The sequence below is a fragment of the Mesorhizobium sp. LNJC391B00 genome (assembly GCF_000502535.1).
GTDB lineage: Bacteria > Pseudomonadota > Alphaproteobacteria > Rhizobiales > Rhizobiaceae > Mesorhizobium.
Window position 1 is genome coordinate 476,959 of sequence record NZ_AYWI01000001.1, and the last position, 18,779, is coordinate 495,737.

An 18,779-nucleotide genomic window follows, 5' to 3' on the forward strand; every position below is an offset into this window, starting at 1 on the left:
GAGCCAATCCATGCTGATCTGCCATTGCAACATCATCACCGAAAAGGAGATTGAGCAGACGATCGTCGATCTGCTGGATCAGGACCCCTGGCAACTGATCGTGCCGGCGAAGGTCTATCACACGATGCAAAAGCGCGGTCGCTGTTGCGGCTGCTTCCCAAATGTGGTCGAAACGATCATTCGGGTCACCGAAAATTACCACACCCGTTCGGAGGCGAGCGGCGTGGACATCGTTTCACACCTGGATCGCGTCAGAGGCCTGCGCGTCCAATATGGGAGCAGAATCCATGAAAGGCGAACCGCAGATCATCGAGCGGCTTAACGAGGCTCTGTTCCTGGAGCTTGGCGCCGTCAATCAATACTGGGTGCATTTCCGCCTGCTCGAAGATTGGGGATATGCCAAGCTGGCAAAGAAGGAACGCGCCGAATCGATCGAGGAGATGCACCATGCCGACCGGCTGGTGGCCCGTATCATCTTCCTCGAAGGGCATCCCAATTTGCAGTCCGTGGCGCCGTTGCGCATCGGCCAGAACGTCAAGGAAGTGCTCGAATCCGATCTCGCCGGCGAATATGACGCACGCACCGCCTACAAGCGTTCGCGCGAGATCTGCAACGAAGCCGGCGACTACGTGACGATGAAGCTGTTCGAGGAATTGCTGGCGGATGAGGAAGGTCACATCGACTTCCTCGAGACGCAGCTCGACCTCCTTGCCTCGATCGGCGAGGAAAAATACGGCCAGCTCAACGCCGCATCGGCGGACGAGGCGGAATAGGACCATGCAGGAATGCGGCGCCCCATAGATATTCTGCGCCGCTTGCGGCGGGCCGCCGGCCCGCTGCTCCTCAAAAACCCGCGATATCAGGCCTTTCGCGGGCTTTCGGTTGTAACCCTGGCGGCAATTTTGGCCCCGGCCCTGGCCGGATCGTCGGAACCGGTCGGCCTCGCCACGAGCCGCACCGACCTGACGCCGAAGGACCGGTCCCGCGTCCTTGCCGTTACCAGGCCAACCCAGGATTTCTCCAAGCCCGAATCCTTCGAAACGATGCAAGGCGGCGCCGGCACGTCGCGCAAGCAGGTCAACCGCGACGCCTTCTCGCAACCCTCTGAAAACATCACCTTCGAGGAACAGGGCAATTTCAAGCTCGGCAATGCGCTTTTCCGCAAGAACTGGGTGTCGTCGCCATCCTCGACCCAGGCCTCGGATGGTCTCGGACCGCTGTTCAACGAGCGCGCCTGCCAGAATTGCCATTTGAAGGATGGCCGCGGCCGACCGCCGGCCGCCGACCGCCGCACCACGTCGATGTTCCTGCGGCTGGCGCGCGATGCGAGCACGGCCGAGGAAAAAGCCGAGATTGCCGTGCACAAGGTGCTGAACTTCCCCGATCCGGTCTACGGCGCGCAGTTGCAGGAACTGGCGGTGCCCGGCCTCAAGGGCGAAGGCCGCATGTATGTCGATTATCGCGAGGAAAAGGTCACGCTCGGCGACGGTAGCATCGTTTCGCTGCGCAAGCCGAGCTATTCGCTCGACGGGCTTGGCTACGGCCCGCTTGACCCGCGCACCACGCTGTCGCCACGTCTGACCCCGCCCATGATCGGCCTTGGCCTGATCGAACAGATCGCGCCGGCCGACATCCTTGCCCATGCCGATCCCGACGACCGCGACGGCATTTCCGGCAAGCCCAACATGGTGCGTGACCTCAGCAGCGGGCAACTGACGCTTGGCCGCTTCGGTTGGAAGGCGCAGACCGCATCGATCCGCCAGCAGGCGGCGGACGCCTTTGCCGGCGATATCGGCATTTCGACGCCGGAAGAGCCCAGCCACTGGGGCGATTGCACCGCAGCCGAAGAGGCCTGCTTAGCCATGCCCAATGGCGTGCAGAAGCGGCTCGGCCCGGTCGAGGCGCCACCACCGGTGATGGACCTCGTCACCTTCTATTCACAGAACCTTGCGGTGCCGGCGCGGCGCGATGTCGGCGCACCCGCCGTGCTCGCCGGCAAGAAGCTGTTCTACGAGATGGGCTGCATTGCCTGCCATACGCCGAAATTCGTCACCATGCGCGGGAACAAGGCGCAGGCGTTCCAACTGATCTGGCCCTATTCCGACTTTCTGCTGCACGACATGGGGCCTGGCCTTGCCGACGGCCAGGCGGTGGGCGATGCCACGGGCAGTGAATGGCGCACCCCGCCGCTATGGGGCATCGGCCTGACAAAGACCGTCAACGGCAACGCTTTCTTCCTGCATGACGGGCGTGCGCGCACGCTTACCGAAGCGATCCTGTGGCATGGCGGCGAGGGGCAGAAGGCGCGCGATCGCTTTGCCGCCGCCAATACGGCCGACCGCGATGCTCTCATCAAATTCCTGGAGTCATTCTGATGCTCAAGCGGGTTTTGCCTGTTCTACTCCTCCCATTGGCTCTGTTCGGTGCGTCCCCGGCATCGGCCTCGGTGAAAGCCTCCGATGTCATTCAAAGAGCGATCGACGGATTTGTCCGCCCCGCCTATGCCAGCCTGCATGGCCATGCCGGCACCTTGGCGAAGGCCATGGACGCGCTCTGCCAGGCGCCGTCGCAGGGCAACCTCGATGCCGCGCATGCCGGATTCTCGGCCACGGTCGCAGCCTGGTCGTCGGCTGAAATCATCGGCTTCGGGCCAATCAAGGAGAACAACCGGCTGGAGCGCATGCTCTACTGGCCGGACCGAAAGAGCATCGGCCTGAAGCAGGTGCAGGCGGCGCTGGCCGGCAAGGATCCGACCGCCACCGATCCGGCGCAGCTGGCGGGCAAGAGTGTCGCGATGCAGGGATTAGGGGCGCTTGAGTTCGTGCTTTACGGCGACGGCGCCGAGACGCTCGTCGGCAAGGACGAGCCCTATCGCTGCGCCTATGGCGCGGCAGTCGCCAAGAACATCGAGACCATGGCGGCCGATGTCGACGCGGCCTGGAAAAAACCGGACGGTTTTGCAGCCTCGTGGGCTAATCCCGGACCCGACAATGCGCTTTACCGCGACGGCACCGAAGCGGTGACCGAACTGGTCGGCGTCTTCATCAACGAGCTGGAAATGGTCCGCGACGTGCGCCTCAAAGGTTTTTTCGGCGCCAAGCCGGAGGCTGACAAGCCAAGGCAAGCGATCTACTGGCGGTCGCAAAACACCGGCCTGTCATTAGCCGGCAACCTCTCCGGCATTGATGCGCTGTTCCAGGCCTCGAAGCTCGGCGACGCGCTGCCCGAGGATAGCAGATGGATGGCGGAATCCATCCATATCCAGCTCATCAATGGCGTTGCCACTGCCAAATCCATCCAGGGTCGGATCGACAAGACGCTGGCCGATCCCGCGGAGCGCGGAAAACTCGAACATTTCGCGCTGATCACCTCCAGCCTGTCGGGCTTGATCGGCACCCGGCTAACCGCCGAGTTCGGCCTGACCGCCGGCTTTTCGTCACTGGACGGGGACTGACCAATGGTTGCGACACGCAAGCCGCTGATGGACCGCCGCGATTTTCTCAGAGCTGCCGGCGCCGGCTTCGTCGCGTCAATGGCGCCGCGGGCCTGGGCGGACACGCTTGCCGCCGATGCCGTCTTTGCCACCGCCTTCGTCAAGCGCGACGGCAGCTTTGGCGCCGCTGTGTTGTCCGAAGCCGGAAAAGTATTGCATGCGATCGACCTGCCCGACCGTGGCCACGACGTCACCTTCGATCCGGTCTCGAAGCGCTCCGTGGTCTTCGCCCGGCAACCCGGCACCTTCGCCGTGGTCTTCGACCATGCCGGCCGCGAGCCGCCGCTGACCATCGCCAGCATCACCGGTCGGCATTTCTTCGGCCACGGTGTGTTTTCCACCGACGGCGCGCTGCTTTACGCCACCGAAAACAATTTCGACAATGCCGCCGGCGTCGTCGGGATCTACGACGCACGGGCCAAGTTCAGCCGCATCGGCGAGTTTCCGACCTATGGCATGGGGCCGCATGAGCTCTTGCTGCTCGGAGACGGCCGGTCGATCGCCATCGCCAATGGCGGCATCGAGACCCATCCCGACTATGGCCGCGCCGAGCTCAACATCGCCACCATGAAGCCGTCCTATGTGCTGGTCGATCGCACAACCGGCTATCTCATCGAAAAGCACGAACTGCCGCCGGCTCTGCACCAGCTGTCGATTCGCCACATGGATGCCGACCCCACAGGCACCATCTGGTTCGGCTGCCAGTACCGCGGGCCGGGCACCGAGCGGCCTCCGCTGGTCGGCCGCGCCACGCGCGGCAAGGGGCTGCAACTGCTCGACATGCGGCAGGACGTGCTATCCGGCTTCCGGAATTACATCGGCTCGGTCGCCGCCAACCCGATTGCCGGCACGGTCGCGGTGTCTTCGCCGGAAGGCAATTCGCTGGCCGTCATCGACGCCGCCAGCGGCAAGATCGTCGCCACCAAGGCGCTGGTCGAGGTCTGCGGCCTGGCGCCCGACGGCCCGGGCTTCATGGCAACCACGGGTGCCGGCGAAATCATCGAAGGCAGCGGCGCGACGCGCTCCGAGCCCGACTATGTCTGGGACAACCACATGCTGCGCATCGCGCCGGCGGCGTAAGCCGTCCGGCCTGCACCGAAGCGAAGCCGCTTAACAATTTACGCGCTGGCTCTTGCGGCGGCGCGCCGTGGCGGGCAGAGGGAGACTGTTTTTCGAACCGGTCGCCCATGAAACTGCTCGCCATCGACTGTGCCGCCAATCTCTGCGCCGCTTGCGTCTATGACGCATCGGGCGACAGAGAGCTCGGCCGCTCGGTACTCGATCTCGGCAAAGGCCACGCCGAACACCTGATGGCTGTCATTGACGAAGCGTTGAAAGCGGACGGCACCGATTATGCCGGCCTTGGCGCCGTTGCGGTCTCCATCGGTCCGGGTTCCTTCACCGGCCTGCGGGTGGGCGTCTCGGCGGCGCGCGGCCTGGCGCTGGCGCTGAAGATCCCGGCGATCGGGGTAACGACACTGGAGGCGCTGGCGGCCGAGGCGAGGGCGGCATTTCCCGGCCGCCCGATCCTGGCCGCTCTCGATGCAGGCCGCGAGGAGATCCATGCCGCGTTTTACGATGCGGAAGCGATTTTGCGCTATGGTCCGGCTGTGACCACACTTGCCCAAGCCGCGGGAATGGCGGCGGACAATCGTCCGGTGCTTGCCGGCACGGCCGCCGTGCAGATCGCAGCCGCGGCCGGTCGCGATTTCGATATCGGCCCGACGGCTGCCACCGCCGACATTGCCGTCTACGCCCGGCTCGCCGCTGCAAAAGGTGAGGGCGACAGGCCGAAGCCACTCTATCTGCGCGGCGCCGATGCCAAGGCGCAGGCCGGGTTCATCCTGTTGAGACAGGAAAAGTGATGCGCATCCCTTTCCTCCAGCCGCGCCGCAGGGACTATGCGCTCGAGCCGCTGACCATCGCCGACAGCCCGGCAGCGTCGGTGCTGCATCGCGAGGATTTCGTCCGGTCCTGGACCGATGGCGAGTTCGCCGCGTTGCTCGAACAGGAAACCGTGTTCGGCTATGCCGCGCGCGAAATCGGCCAGGGCGCCAAGCCGCCGGTCGGCTTCGTGCTGGCCAGGCTTGCAGCCGGCGAGGGCGAGATTCTGACCGTGGCGGTGGCGCGCTCGCATCGCCGCCAGGGGCTCGGCTGGCAATTGATGGACGCCGTGCTGCGCGAACTGCATGCGCAGCGCGCCGAGGCGCTGTTCCTTGAGGTCGACGAGACCAATGTCGCTGCCATCGCCCTCTACCGGCGGCTGGGCTTCCGCCAGGTCGGCCACCGCGCCAATTATTACCGCTCGACCGAACATGGTCCTACCGGCGCGCTTGTCATGCGCCGCGATCTTCGCTAGCCAAAGTTTTGGGGCAGGGCCAAGCTGCATGATCGGAAAAATCAGGATTTTCCTGGCGCTGAGCCTCGTTGTCGTCGGTTCGCTGGTCCTTGTGCCTTTGCAGCTGCTGTCGATGAAGACCGGAATCTGGCGCGAGACGGTCATTCTGAAGGTCTGGCACAGCCTCATCGTCCGGACGCTCGGCCTGCGCATCCATGTCAAAGGCGCACTGTCCAGCCAGCGCCCGCTGCTGGTCGCCTCGAACCATATCTCCTGGACCGACATCATGGTGCTGGGCTCCTTTGCCGATGTGACATTCATCGCCCGGGCGGACATGGAGGGATGGCCGCTGATCGGCTGGCTGTCGAAACTGCAGCGTACGGTCTTCATCGAACGCGAGCGCAAGCGGACAGCTGGCGACCAGGCCAGCGAGATCGCCAGCCGCATGGCCAAGGGCGACGCCATGGTGCTGTTTGCCGAGGGCTCTACCGGCGACGGCAACACCATCCTGCCGTTCAAGAGCACCTTGTTCGGCGCCGCCTCGATGGCGATTTCGGAAGGCGCGGCCGAGCAGGTCTTCATCCAGCCGCTGGCGATTGCCTACACGCGGGTGCACGGCGTGCCTCTCGGCCGTCGCCACCGGCCGCTCGCTGCCTGGATCGGCGATCAGGACCTGATGCCGCATCTGAAGGTGCTGATGGCCGAAGGCGCCATTGACGTCGAGGTGCATTTCGGCGAGCCCATCGCCTTTTCCAAGGGCTCGAACCGCAAGGAAACGTCGAGGATGATGGAAAGCAAGGTGCGCGCCATGATGCAGGCCGCGCTCGCCGATCCCCGACCGAGCCGCTAGCGCAGGCCGAGCGCCTACAGGCCGATGCCCGAGAATCGTCTGTTTTTTGTCACGGAAAGGCGTTAGAAGCCGCCGGATGGATTTGAACACGATAGAACGGAACGAAACCGACAGCGCCTCGCAAAGCGCTGCTGCGGCGTCCGCCCCGGCCAAAAAGGTCTTCGTCAAGACCTATGGCTGCCAGATGAATGTCTATGACTCACAGCGCATGACCGATGCGCTGGCCGCCGACGGCTACACCGCGACCGATGTCATCGCCGACGCGGATCTGGTGCTGCTCAACACCTGCCATATCAGGGAGAAGGCGGCGGAAAAGGTCTATTCCGAGCTCGGCCGCATCCGCGACATGAAGGCTGAACGCGCAGCAGTTGGGCGCGAAATGCTGATCGGCGTCGCCGGTTGCGTCGCGCAGGCCGAAGGCGCGGAAATCATCCGCCGTTCGCCTGCTGTCGATCTGGTCATCGGCCCGCAGACCTATCACCGGCTGCCCGATGTGCTGGCCCGGGTGCGTGGCGGCGAGAAGATCGTCGAGACCGAATACGCCATCGAGGACAAGTTCGAGCATCTGCCGCAGCCGAAGCGCGCCGAAATGATCAAGCGCGGCGTCACCGCCTTCCTCACGGTGCAGGAAGGCTGCGACAAATTCTGCACCTTCTGCGTCGTGCCCTATACCAGGGGCTCGGAAGTGTCGCGGCCGGTGGCGCAGATCGTCGCCGAAGCCGAGCGGCTGGCCGATGCCGGTGTGCGCGAGGTGACGCTGCTGGGGCAGAACGTCAATGCATGGCACGGCAAGGGTGAGGATGGCATGGAATGGGGGCTTGGTCGCCTGCTGTTCCGGCTGGCCGAAATTCCTGGCCTGGCGCGGCTGCGCTACACCACCAGCCATCCGCGCGACATGGACGACGAATTGATCGCTGCCCATCGCGATCTCCCGGCTTTGATGCCTTATCTGCACCTGCCGGTGCAATCCGGGTCAGACCGCATCCTCAAGGCGATGAACCGCAGGCACACGGCCAAGGACTATCTGGCGCTGCTCGAGCGCATCCGCGCTGCACGCGGCGACATCGCGCTGTCCGGTGACTTCATCGTCGGCTTCCCCGGTGAAACCGAGGCGGATTTCGAGGCCACGATGGGTCTGGTGCGCCAGGTGAACTACGCCTCGGCCTTCTCGTTCAAATATTCGCCGCGTCCCGGCACGCCGGGCGCCGATATGCCCGATCACGTGCCGGAAGCGGTCAAGGATGAACGTTTGCAACAGCTGCAGGCATTGTTGCTCAAGCAGCAGCAGGATTTCGGCTTGGGCCTGGTCGGCAGCACCATCGACACGCTGATCGAGAAACCCGGCCGTCAGGCCGGCCAGAAGGTCGGCCGCTCGCCCTGGCTGCAGCCGGTTATTGTTGATGAAAAGGCCGGGGAAATCGGTGACATTATCCGGGTGCGAATCACGAAGACGGGCTACAATAGCCTGTTCGCCGAGTTGGTTTGATGGCCTCGGCAGATGAGGAGAGACGGTTGAGCGCTGCTGAAGTGAAGACTCTGCCCCAGAACCAGACATCCGGGGCCTCTGACATGGCGCACATCGTTCTGACTTTCGACAACAACAAGCTTGCCAGCGCCCTGTACGGCCAGTTCGACGAGAACCTGGCCCGGCTCGAGCAGAAGCTCGGCGTCGACATCCGCTCGCGCGGCAACCAGTTGACCATCAAGGGCTCGGCCTCGGCGGCCGAACAGGCGCGCCGCGCACTCGACAATCTCTACGGCATTCTCCAGAAGGGCACCGATATCGGCCAGTCCGACGTCGATGGCGCCGTGCGCATGGCGATTGCCGCCGACGACCAGCTGACGCTGCCGACGCTGGAACGCAAGGGCAAGGTTTCGGCCGCCCAGATCTCCACCCGCAAGAAGACGATCTATGCCCGTTCGCTCAACCAGGACGCCTATATGCGGGCGCTGGAGCGTTCGGAACTTGTCTTCGGCATTGGCCCCGCCGGCACCGGCAAGACCTATCTGGCGGTGGCGCATGCGGCGATGCTGCTCGAACGCGGCATGGTCGAGCGCATCATCCTGTCACGCCCAGCGGTCGAGGCCGGCGAGCGGCTGGGTTTTCTGCCCGGCGATATGAAGGAAAAGGTCGATCCGTACCTGCGGCCCCTCTATGACGCGCTCTACGACATGATGCCGGCCGACAAGGTCGAACGTGCTATCGCTGCCGAGGTCATCGAAATCGCGCCGCTGGCCTTCATGCGCGGCCGCACGCTGGCGCATGCCGCCGTCATCCTCGACGAGGCGCAGAACACCACGCCGATGCAGATGAAGATGTTTTTGACCCGCCTCGGCGAGAATTCGCGCATGATCGTCACCGGCGATCCGACGCAGATCGATCTGCCTCCAAGCACCAAGTCGGGCCTCGTCGAAGCCTTGCGTGTCCTTGACGGCGTGGCCGGCGCGGTAACCGTGCGCTTCAACGATGTCGACGTTGTGCGCCACCCGCTGGTGGCCGAAATCGTCAGGGCCTATGACCGCGACGCCAAGCTGGCACGCGGCCTCGGCGCCGAGAGCTGATGTGACGATGCGGGCTCATGCCTGAAGACATAAGACCTGGCGGCGGGGACAGTTCGGTTCCCGTCGAGATCGATATGTCGGTCGAGGCCGGCGACTGGCCCGATGAGGCGGCGCTGACGCGTCTGGTCGATCGCGCCGTGTCGGCTGCCTTTGCCGAAACCGCTGCTGCCGGTCCTTCCGAACTCAGCATCGTCTTTTCCAACGATGCCCATATCCGTACCCTCAATGCCGGCTGGCGCGGCAAGGACAAGGCGACCAACGTCTTGTCTTTCCCGGCTTTTCCGTTCCCCAGGGGTGGCAAGCTGCCGCCCATGCTGGGTGACATCGTGCTGGCCGCCGAGACGGTGGCGCGCGAAGCCGCCCTGGAAGACAAGCCCTTCGAGAACCATATCACCCATCTCGTCGTCCACGGCCTGCTGCATTTGCTGGGCTACGATCACGAGACCGATGCAGAGGCCGAGGAGATGGAAGCCATCGAGCGCTCGGCGCTCGCAAGGCTTGCCATTCCCGATCCCTACACGTAATGACAAAAGACCAATTGACCGGACGACGATGAACGACAAACCAGAAACTGCCGCCCGCCCCGAGGCTGGCAGTGCGACAAAGCCTTCCGATACGACGGAAGAGGGATCGAGTCCGAGTCCCAGTTCCGGCAGCCCTGCTTCTGGTAGCATTGCCAGCGAGCCATCGCCTGCCGGTCCGTCCCTGTTCGACCGCGTCTTGGGCCTTTTCAGGCAGCGGAACGGCACCAGCCTGCGCGAGGAAATCGCCGGCGCGCTTGCCGAAACGACCAGCGATGCCGGGTCTTTCTCGCCTGGCGAACGCGCCATGCTCAACAACATATTGCGCCTGCGCGAGGTACGCGTCGAGGACGTCATGGTGCCGCGCGCCGATATTGAGGCCGTCGAGATCACCACGACGTTGGGCGATCTGCTCGGTCTGTTCGAGCAGTCCGGCCATTCCCGCATGCCGGTCTATTCCGAGACGCTCGACGATCCGCGCGGCATGGTTCACATCCGCGACGTGCTGGCCCACATCACCAAGGTTGCCCGCGTCAAGAAGGGCAGAACATCCAGGAAGACGCCGGCAACGACGCTTCTCGACCTCGCCCAGGTCGATCTCGGCCGCACCATCGGCGACCTCAATCTGATCCGCCCGGTGCTTTTCGTGCCGCCATCGATGCTTGCCTCCGACCTGATGGGCCATATGCAGACGACGCGAACCCAGATGGCGCTGGTCATCGACGAATATGGCGGCACCGATGGTCTCGCCTCGCTGGAAGACATCGTCGAGATGGTCGTCGGCGATATCGAGGACGAGCATGACGAGGACGAGCCGCTGATCACCCAGACCGGCGAGGGCGTATTCGTCGTCGACGGCAAGGCCGAGATCGACGAGGTCGCCAAGATGATCGGCGAGGACTTTACCGCCGGCGAGCATGGCGAGTATGTCGACACGATCGGCGGCATGATCTTCAACACGCTGGGCCGCGTGCCCGCGCGTGGTGAGGTTGTGCAAGCCATCCCCGGCTTCGAATTCCACGTGCTCGACGCCGATCCGCGCCGCGTCAAGCGGGTGCGCATCGTCCAGAACCAGAAGGGCGAGCGTCGCCGCCGCGTGACCGCCCCCCGCACCGAGCAGGCCTAGGACAGAACGTTGCCCGGCCGATGACGATCGACGATCCCTTCAAGCACTCAACCTTTGGCTCGGGTGTCTTCTACAAGGACCCGCCAGCCGCATTGAAATGGCTCGAAACGGCCTTCGGCTTCGAGCCGAGCATGGTGGTCAGCGACGCCGACGGACGGCTGGTCCATGCCGAAATGCGCTTTGGCGACGGCTACATCATCGTCGATTCCGAATGGGCCGATCATATTGCCAGTCCGGTAAGCGTCGGCGGCAAGAACACTCAGTCGGTCTGTGTGCGTCTGAAAGACGGCCTGGACGTGCATTGTGAGCGGGCAATGGCGGCTGGAGCCCAAATCGTCGAGGAGCCTGCCGACCATTTCTACGGCGAACGGCAGTATCGGGCGCGCGACCCCGAAGGCCATGTCTGGACCTTCACCCAGACCTTGCGCACCGTGCCGCGCGAGGAGGCCGAGCACCTGAGCGGGCTCACCATCGAGGGATGGCACCGATAGCGCAGCGATCGGCCGGTTCGCGTTTCAATAAATCTGATAAATCTTGGCTCCTGATTCGCGCGACCTGGGAAGTCTGTATGGAGCGCCTTGCCGGCCGGATAATTCTGCTTTGGGGCTGGCGGCGCGCGCTGGTGGCGTTTCTTGCCGGGGCGCTGGCGGTGCTCGCCCAGGCGCCTTACGATTTCTTCGCCGTCTGTTTCGTCTCGTTTCCACTGCTGGTCTGGCTGCTCGACGGCGCCACCGGCCAGGCTTCCGACGGCTGGCTCAGGCGCCTGCGGCCGACTTTTGCCATCGGCTGGTGGTTCGGCTTCGGCTATTTCCTCGCCGGCCTGTGGTGGATCGGTGAGGCGCTTCTGGTCGAGGCCGACAGTTTCGCCTGGGCCTTACCCTTCGCGGTCGTCGGCATTCCTTTGGCGCTGGCATTTTTCTACGGCTTCGCCACCGTCGTCGCGCGGCTGTTATGGACCAACGACATTGGCCGCATTGCCGCCCTTGCCTTTGCTTTTGGCCTGACGGAATGGCTGCGCGGCTTCCTGTTCACCGGCTTTCCCTGGAATGCCGTCGGTTATGCGGCGATGCCCGTGCCGCTGTTGATGCAAAGCGTGTCGGTGACCGGCATGGTCGGCATGAACGCGCTGGCGGTCTTTGTCTTCGCCATGCCGGCCTTGCTTGCAGCACGCCGGCATGTCCGTCTCGGTGTGGTCCTGCTTGCCATTCTCGTCGCCGCCCATGCCGGCTTCGGCTATGTCAGGCTCGCGACCCCCGACAAGCCGGCAACCCGCACTCTCGATGTCCGTATCGTGCAACCGGATGTCGACCTCAGCGAAAAATGGGACGCCTCGGTGCGCGACCGCATCTTCGCCACGATGATGGGCCTGTCGGCCGCAGCGCCCGACCCCGGTCATGACAAACCGCAGTTGATCCTGTGGCCGGAGACCTCGGTACCGTTCCTGTTCACCGAGCGTCCGGACGCGCTGACCGCGCTCGGCGACATGCTGCAGCCTGGTCAGATGCTGATTGCCGGCGTCGTGCGCGAGGAGCGCGGATCGGGGGCGGATGCCGACAGCCGCTACTACAATTCGGTGGTGGCGATCGATGACAAGGGCGAAATCGCTGATGCCGTCGACAAGGTCCATCTGGTGCCGTTCGGCGAGTATCTGCCGTTTTCCGGTCTGCTCAGCCGCTTCGGCATCGGACAGCTCGTCGCCGGGCCGATGAATTTCGCCGCCGGCAACGAGCGCCATCCGATCGCTTTGCCCGGCGGCATCAGCGCCTTGCCGTTTATTTGCTACGAGGTGATCTTTCCTGATCTTGTGGCTGTTGACGCAACGTCATCCCAGCTTATTGTGAACGTCACCAACGACGCATGGTTCGGCGACACGCCCGGGCCGTACCAGCATTTCAGGCAGGCTCAGATTCGCGCGGTGGAAAACGGATTGCCGCTGTTGCGCGCCGCCAACAACGGCATTTCCGCCGTTGTCGATACGCGGGGACGCATCGTCGACGCATTGGCGGTCGATGCACGTGGCGCCATCGACGTGCGGGTGCCGATCTCCGGCCAAGCCTTCATCTCCGCCGCGGGGCGGCGCATTAACGGAATGCTGATCATGTTGGTGTTTGCCGCAATCGCCCTCAGCTTGAACGTAAGGCAACGGCTACGGGTGAATTGACAGTCGACACATTAGAAACTCATACTGTTACCGCCTAATTTTCTCGAAGTCGGTTGGTGTTTCTGTTGGGGCAGTTGGCTCCGGCTTCGTTTGGGCGAGAAAAATAGAAAAGGCCGGAAAAATTCGGCGAGGAAAAAATGACAGAAGAAAACAAGAAGAAACCGAATCCGATCGACATCCATGTCGGAAGTCGCGTCCGCCTTCGGCGCAATATGCTTGGAATGAGCCAGGAAAAGCTTGGTGAAAATCTCGGTATTACGTTTCAGCAGATCCAAAAATATGAAAAAGGAACGAACCGCGTCGGCGCCAGCCGTCTGCAGGCAATAGCCTCGATACTCAGCGTGCCTGTCGCCTTCTTTTTCGAGGATGCGCCAGGGCAGGAGCCGGTGGGTAATAGAGGATTTGCCGAGGACACTTCGATGGCTTTCGCCGTCGAATTCTGCGGCAGTCCGGAAGGGCTTCAGCTCAACCGCGCGTTCGTCAAGATCGCGGATGTGAAGGTGCGCCGCCGGATTATCGACCTTGTGAAGTCCCTTTCTGCCGAAGATGCCGAGTGATTCGGTGGGTCGATTGACCCATTGGCCCCAGTAATCCCCCGGGCCCGAGTAGCCCAGAGGCTCGACTGCCGGCGGTGCCAAGCCGCCGGTGGTACAAGATATATTGCTGCGGCACTCATGCCAGAACCGCGGCACCGCTTGACGAGCGGCGCCCGGCACCGTTAACACGTGGCGCGCCAAAATCGGCAGTCCTGCCGATCGTTTTTTCAAGAGGGGACACCCGTGACGCGGCAGAACTACTTCTTCACCTCGGAATCCGTGGCCGAGGGTCATCCCGACAAAGTCTGTGACCGCATCTCGGACGAGATCGTCGATCTGGTCTATCGCGAGGCCAAGAAGACCGGCATGGACCCATGGAAAGTCCGGGTCGCCTGCGAGACGCTCGCAACCACCAACCGCGTCGTCATCGCCGGCGAAGTAAGGGTTCCTGATACTCTGCTGAAGCGGGACAAAGCCGGCAACATGCTCAAGGACGCCGCCGGGCATTCGGTCGTCAACCCGGCCAAGTTCAAGTCGGTCGCCCGCAAGGCGATCCGCGAAATCGGCTACGAGCAGGCCGGCTTCCACTGGAAGACGGCAAAGATCGAGGTTCTGCTGCACGGCCAGTCGCCCGACATCGGCCAGGGAGTCGACAACGCCGCCGACCGCCAGGGCGAAGAGGGTGCCGGCGACCAGGGCATCATGTTCGGCTATGCCTGCCGCGAGACCCCGGACCTGATGCCGGCGCCGATCTATTACAGCCACAAGATTCTCGAACTGCTCGCCGCTGCCCGTCACGAAAACAACGGCGAAGCCGGCAAGCTCGGACCCGACGCCAAGAGCCAGGTCACCGTTCGCTATGTCGATGGCAAAGCCGCCGAAGCGACGCAGATCGTGCTGTCGACGCAGCATCTCGACGCGACCTGGGATTCCAAGAAGGTCCGCAAGGTCGTTGAGCCTTACATCCGTGAGGCGCTCGGCGACCTCAAGATCGCCGACGATTGCATGTGGTACATCAACCCGACGGGCAAGTTCGTCATCGGTGGACCGGACGGCGACGCCGGCCTGACCGGCCGCAAGATCATCGTCGACACCTACGGTGGTGCTGCCCCGCACGGCGGCGGCGCCTTCTCCGGCAAGGACACCACCAAGGTCGACCGCTCCGCCGCCTATGCGGCGCGCTATCTCGCCAAAAATGTAGTGGCGGCCAAGCTCGCCGACCGCTGCACCATCCAGCTGTCCTACGCCATCGGCGTTGCCCAGCCGCTGTCGGTCTATGTCGACCTGCACGGCACTGGCAAGGTCGACGAGGCCAAGCTCGAGGAAGCGCTGCGCACGGTGATGGATTTGTCGCCATCCGGCATCCGCAGGCATCTCGACCTCAACAAGCCGATCTACGCAAAGACCTCGTCCTACGGCCATTTCGGCCGCAAGGCCGGCCGAGACGGGTCCTTCTCCTGGGAAAAGACCGATCTGGCCAAGGCGCTCAAGGACGCGATCGCTGCTTAGGCATGATTCGAAAAAGTGGGTACCGGTTTTTTGGAAAAGATCGTGCTCCAACAAAGGATTAGATTGAGATGAGATTTCAGCCAAATCTCATCTCAATCCCAAATCTCATCTCAATCTAAGCGCGGCGCGCGACCAGGCCATGGATCCACAGGACAGGCGGAGCCGCGCGACCGAAGGGTTCTTCGGCCGCCGGCACGGCAAGACCATTCGCCCGCAGCAGGCGGCGGCGCTGGAAAGCGGTCTTGGGGCCTATGGCCTCGACCTCTCCGTCCAGGCGCCGGCAGAATTGCGCGCGCTATTCTCAGCGGATGTTTCAACGGTTCGGCTGGAAATCGGCTTCGGCGGCGGTGAGCATCTGCTGCACCGTGCCACGGAGGCACCGGCGACCGGCTTCATCGGTGTCGAGCCGTTCGTCAACGGCATGGCCAAGCTGATGATGGCGGTGCGGGAAAAGCCGCTTGCCAATCTTCGCGTTTATGATGACGACGCCACGCGCCTGCTCGATTGGTTGCCGCAGGCGTCGCTCGACGGCATCGATCTGCTCTACCCCGATCCCTGGCCGAAGAAAAAGCACTGGAAGCGGCGTTTCGTCAGCCCGCTCAACCTCGATCGGTTCGCGCGCGTGCTGAAGCCGGGCGGAAAATTCCGCTTCGCATCCGACATCGACACCTATGTGAACTGGACCTTGTTGCACTGTCGGGCGCATGGCGCGCTCCTCTGGCAGGCGCAAGGTGGGGCCGACTGGCATCGGCCCTATGAAGGCTGGCCGGGCACACGCTACGAGGCGAAAGCCATTCGCGAGGGCCGACGGCCGGCCTATCTCACCTTCATCAGAAAATAGTTCGATGCGGGAAAGTGTCCCGCATCAACAGCCGGTCTGGCTTCAGAAACGGCCGATCTTGCCGAAAGCGGTCGGGTCCATGCCGAGCCGGCGCAGATCGTTGGCGCGCGGCTTGCGGCCGGCTTCGACGGCCCGCGAGGCGGCAACGGCGCTGCCGAACAGGGCAAAGGCGTCGCCTATGGCGGAAAACACGGTACGGTTGCTCATTGTCTTGACCTTTCGCGCGCCACCGCGCGCTCATCTTTGATTTGTGCAGTGCAACATAGATAGGGATGTGAAATCCGGGATCACAGGGCCGTTACCGCATAGCCGGCATGCGCCGCGCGCAATCCTGCCAGCCGTCCCCGGCTGCACTCTGCCCGGCCCGTCAACAGACTTGAAACACCGGCCGGGATCGTCTATATCAGCCTCAAATTCTTGGTCGGTATGACGAAGAGTGGGTCCACCCGGTCCCGCTCTTTTTTATTACCTGCCGGTCAGCCATCAGCAAAGAGATGGTTCGGGACGACGATCATCCTGATCCAGAGAACGACAGGAACCGCATGACTGCAACGGCAAGCGAAGCCGACGACCGCATCATCCGCGAAAGCGGTATCGATGCGCGCATCGCGCTGATCGTTCAGCCGGTGTTGCGAGGCATTGGCTTCCGCCTCGTGCGGGTGCATCTGTCGGGCCAGAACGGCCTGACGCTGCAGATCATGGCCGAACGCGAGGACGGCACCATGACCGTCGAGGATTGCGAAGAGGTCAGCCGCGCTGTGTCGCCGGCGCTCGACGTCGATGACCCGATCGAGAAGGCCTATCATCTCGAAGTGTCGTCGCCGGGCATCGACCGGCCGCTGGTACGCAAGTCGGATTTCGTCACCTGGACCGGCCATCTGGTGAAGATGGAAACCTCGGTGCCGGTCGCCGACCGCAAGCGCTTCAAGGGCAAGATCGCCGAAGCCGGCGAAGACGACATGCTGCTCGAGCGCGACAAGGCCGCCTACGGCGAAGAGCCGACGGTTCGCATTCCTTATGACGCGATCGCCGATGTGCGGCTGATCCTCACCGACGACCTTATTCGCGATGCCCTTTCGAAGGACAACCGGGAACGCAAGGAAGCCAAGAAACGCCGCGGCGAAGCTGATGATGCACCCGAAGGTGCTGAAGGCGGCGCGGAAGACGAAATCGAACAGGAACTATGATGAGCGGCCGGGCCTAAAAGCTCGGCAACAAGCTCGGGAGAAATAAGATGGTTGTAAGCGCCAACAGACTTGAACTGCTGCAGATCGCCGACGCGGTGGCGCGTGAAAAGTCGATCGACAAGTCGATCGTCATTGCCGCCATGGCTGATGCGATCCAGAAGGCCGCGCGCTCGCGCTACGGCCAGGAAACCAACATCCGCGCCGACATCAACGCCAACACCGGCGAGATGAAGCTGCAGCGGCTGATGGAAGTGGTCGAGAAGGTCGACGACTACGCCACCCAGATCGCCATTTCCTCGGCCCGCGAGCGCAATCCGGACGCCCAGCTTGGCGACTTCATCGCCGAACAGCTGCCGCCAATGGATTTCGGCCGCATCGCCGCCCAGTCAGCCAAGCAGGTCATCGTGCAGAAAGTGCGCGAGGCCGAGCGCGACCGCCAGTATGACGAATACAAGGACCGCATCGGCGAGATCGTCAACGGCACCGTCAAGCGCGTCGAATATGGCAACGTCATCGTCGATCTCGGCCGTGGCGAGGCGATTATCCGCCGCGACGAGCTGATCCCGCGCGAAAACTACAAGTACGGCGACCGCGTCCGCGCCTATGTCTACGACGTGCGCCGCGAACAGCGCGGCCCGCAGATATTCCTGTCGCGCACCCATCCGCAGTTCATGGCCAAGCTCTTCACCATGGAAGTGCCGGAAATCTATGACGGCATCATCGAGATCAAGTCGGTCGCCCGCGACCCAGGCTCGCGCGCTAAGATCGCCGTCATTTCGCGTGACTCGTCGATCGATCCGGTCGGCGCCTGCGTCGGTATGCGCGGCAGCCGCGTCCAGGCCGTGGTCGGCGAATTGCAGGGCGAAAAGATCGACATCATTCCGTGGTCGCCTTCGGCCGCCTCCTTCATCGTCAACGCGCTGCAGCCGGCGGAAGTCGCCAAGGTGGTGCTCGACGAGGATGCCGAGCGCATCGAAGTGGTGGTTCCCGACGACCAGTTGTCGCTGGCCATCGGCCGTCGCGGCCAGAACGTGCGTCTTGCCTCGCAGCTCACCGGCTGGGACATCGACATCCTGACCGAGGCCGAGGAGTCTGAGCGCCGCCAGAAGGAATTCGTCGAACGCTCGTCGCTGTTCATGGAAGCCCTTGATGTCGACGAGATGGTCGGCCAGGTGTTGGCCTCCGAAGGCTTCACCAGCGTCGAGGAAGTTGCCTACGTCGATTCGGGCGAGATCGCCTCGATCGACGGTTTCGACGAAGACACCGCTTCGGAGATCCAGACCCGCGCCCGCGAATATCTGGAGAAGATCGAAGCCGAGCATGACGACAAGCGCAAGGCGCTGGGCGTCACCGACGAACTGCGCGAGATCCCTGGCGTCACCACCGCCATGATGGTGACGCTCGGCGAGGATGGCGTGAAGACGATCGAGGATTTCGCCGGCTATGCCGCCGACGACCTGACCGGCTGGAAGGAACGCAAGGACGGCGAGACCAAGGTATTCCCGGGTGTGCTCGCCAATCACGGCGTGTCGCGCGCCGACGCCGAGCAGATGGTTCTGGCAGCCCGCCTCAAGGCCGGCTGGATCACCGAAGACGAGCTTGCAGCCGAACAGGTCCCGGCTGACGAAGCCGTTGGTGCGTGAGGTGAAACCGCA

20 protein-coding genes are annotated in these 18,779 nt (G+C 63.3%); 19 read left to right on the forward strand and 1 reads right to left on the reverse strand.

Annotated features, from left to right (window positions below; translation table 11 throughout):
• The first annotated feature begins 10 nt into the window (after nucleotides 1-10).
• The 17 genes from X750_RS160475 (at nucleotide 11) to X750_RS160395 (ending at nucleotide 15,937) form a co-directional block, all read left to right on the forward strand.
• The gene (locus X750_RS160475) at nucleotides 11-322 is read left to right on the forward strand and encodes a (2Fe-2S)-binding protein (RefSeq protein ID WP_023669536.1); all 312 of its coding nucleotides are present in this window, start codon (nucleotides 11-13) and stop codon (nucleotides 320-322) included.
• Nucleotides 288-773: a bacterioferritin gene (bfr, locus tag X750_RS160470; protein ID WP_023669537.1), complete on the forward strand. Its 486-nt coding sequence runs from the start codon at nucleotides 288-290 to the stop codon at nucleotides 771-773. The genes X750_RS160475 and bfr overlap by 35 nt, the downstream gene beginning before the upstream one ends.
• Nucleotides 774-785: 12 nt before the next feature.
• Entirely contained in the window at nucleotides 786-2,375 is a 1,590-nt protein-coding gene (locus X750_RS160465) for a di-heme oxidoredictase family protein (protein WP_023732450.1), read from the forward strand.
• The gene (locus X750_RS160460) at nucleotides 2,375-3,454 is read left to right on the forward strand and encodes an imelysin family protein (RefSeq protein WP_023732449.1); all 1,080 of its coding nucleotides are present in this window, start codon (nucleotides 2,375-2,377) and stop codon (nucleotides 3,452-3,454) included. Before X750_RS160465 ends, X750_RS160460 begins: the two co-directional genes overlap by 1 nt.
• A gap of 3 nt (nucleotides 3,455-3,457) precedes the next feature.
• Nucleotides 3,458-4,573: a DUF1513 domain-containing protein gene (locus tag X750_RS160455; RefSeq protein WP_031242503.1), complete on the forward strand. Its 1,116-nt coding sequence runs from the start codon at nucleotides 3,458-3,460 to the stop codon at nucleotides 4,571-4,573.
• 107 nt (nucleotides 4,574-4,680) lie between these two features.
• On the forward strand, nucleotides 4,681-5,358 hold the full coding sequence (tsaB, locus tag X750_RS160450; protein WP_023746678.1) for a tRNA (adenosine(37)-N6)-threonylcarbamoyltransferase complex dimerization subunit type 1 TsaB: 678 nt from the start codon (nucleotides 4,681-4,683) through the stop codon (nucleotides 5,356-5,358).
• The gene (locus X750_RS160445) at nucleotides 5,358-5,852 is read left to right on the forward strand and encodes an N-acetyltransferase (RefSeq protein WP_023732446.1); all 495 of its coding nucleotides are present in this window, start codon (nucleotides 5,358-5,360) and stop codon (nucleotides 5,850-5,852) included. The genes tsaB and X750_RS160445 overlap by 1 nt, the downstream gene beginning before the upstream one ends.
• 28 nt (nucleotides 5,853-5,880) lie before the next feature.
• Nucleotides 5,881-6,681: a lysophospholipid acyltransferase family protein gene (locus X750_RS160440; RefSeq protein ID WP_023699454.1), complete on the forward strand. Its 801-nt coding sequence runs from the start codon at nucleotides 5,881-5,883 to the stop codon at nucleotides 6,679-6,681.
• Between the two features lie 76 nt (nucleotides 6,682-6,757).
• Nucleotides 6,758-8,167, forward strand: a complete 1,410-nt coding sequence (gene miaB / locus X750_RS160435; RefSeq protein ID WP_023732445.1) for a tRNA (N6-isopentenyl adenosine(37)-C2)-methylthiotransferase MiaB — start codon at nucleotides 6,758-6,760, stop codon at nucleotides 8,165-8,167.
• Nucleotides 8,167-9,243, forward strand: a complete 1,077-nt coding sequence (locus X750_RS160430; RefSeq protein WP_196813585.1) for a PhoH family protein — start codon at nucleotides 8,167-8,169, stop codon at nucleotides 9,241-9,243. Before miaB ends, X750_RS160430 begins: the two co-directional genes overlap by 1 nt.
• 17 nt (nucleotides 9,244-9,260) lie before the next feature.
• Nucleotides 9,261-9,767, forward strand: coding sequence for an rRNA maturation RNase YbeY (gene ybeY / locus X750_RS160425; RefSeq protein ID WP_023711440.1), 507 nt, complete (start codon nucleotides 9,261-9,263; stop codon nucleotides 9,765-9,767).
• A gap of 28 nt (nucleotides 9,768-9,795) precedes the next feature.
• A complete protein-coding gene (locus X750_RS160420) occupies nucleotides 9,796-10,890 on the forward strand; it encodes a hemolysin family protein (protein WP_023682011.1) in 1,095 nt (364 codons plus the stop codon).
• A gap of 20 nt (nucleotides 10,891-10,910) precedes the next feature.
• Nucleotides 10,911-11,381, forward strand: coding sequence for a VOC family protein (locus tag X750_RS160415; RefSeq protein ID WP_023746679.1), 471 nt, complete (start codon nucleotides 10,911-10,913; stop codon nucleotides 11,379-11,381).
• Nucleotides 11,382-11,458: 77 nt separating this feature from the next.
• On the forward strand, nucleotides 11,459-13,051 hold the full coding sequence (lnt, locus tag X750_RS160410) for an apolipoprotein N-acyltransferase (protein WP_023746680.1): 1,593 nt from the start codon (nucleotides 11,459-11,461) through the stop codon (nucleotides 13,049-13,051).
• 137 nt (nucleotides 13,052-13,188) lie between these two features.
• Nucleotides 13,189-13,608, forward strand: coding sequence for a helix-turn-helix domain-containing protein (locus tag X750_RS160405; RefSeq protein WP_023669550.1), 420 nt, complete (start codon nucleotides 13,189-13,191; stop codon nucleotides 13,606-13,608).
• A 222-nt stretch (nucleotides 13,609-13,830) separates the two neighbouring features.
• The gene (gene metK, locus X750_RS160400; protein WP_023703481.1) at nucleotides 13,831-15,096 is read left to right on the forward strand and encodes a methionine adenosyltransferase; all 1,266 of its coding nucleotides are present in this window, start codon (nucleotides 13,831-13,833) and stop codon (nucleotides 15,094-15,096) included.
• 139 nt (nucleotides 15,097-15,235) lie between these two features.
• Nucleotides 15,236-15,937, forward strand: coding sequence for a tRNA (guanosine(46)-N(7))-methyltransferase TrmB (locus X750_RS160395; protein WP_023688742.1), 702 nt, complete (start codon nucleotides 15,236-15,238; stop codon nucleotides 15,935-15,937).
• Nucleotides 15,938-15,979: 42 nt separating this feature from the next.
• Here the strand turns inward: X750_RS160395 and X750_RS1000000164035 are convergent, their stop codons facing one another.
• Nucleotides 15,980-16,144 (reverse strand): hypothetical protein, encoded by a 165-nt coding sequence (locus tag X750_RS1000000164035; protein WP_023669553.1) that lies wholly within the window; start codon nucleotides 16,142-16,144, stop codon nucleotides 15,980-15,982.
• 335 nt (nucleotides 16,145-16,479) lie between these two features.
• On the opposite strand from X750_RS1000000164035, the gene rimP reads away from it, so the two are divergent.
• Both rimP and nusA read left to right on the forward strand, forming a co-directional pair.
• Nucleotides 16,480-17,124, forward strand: coding sequence for a ribosome maturation factor RimP (rimP, locus tag X750_RS160390; protein ID WP_023669554.1), 645 nt, complete (start codon nucleotides 16,480-16,482; stop codon nucleotides 17,122-17,124).
• Nucleotides 17,125-17,171: 47 nt separating this feature from the next.
• Nucleotides 17,172-18,767 carry a transcription termination factor NusA gene (nusA, locus tag X750_RS160385; RefSeq protein WP_023669555.1) on the forward strand — a complete coding sequence of 532 codons (1,596 nt, stop codon included), beginning with the start codon at nucleotides 17,172-17,174 and terminating at the stop codon, nucleotides 18,765-18,767.
• Nucleotides 18,768-18,779: the final 12 nt, after the last annotated feature.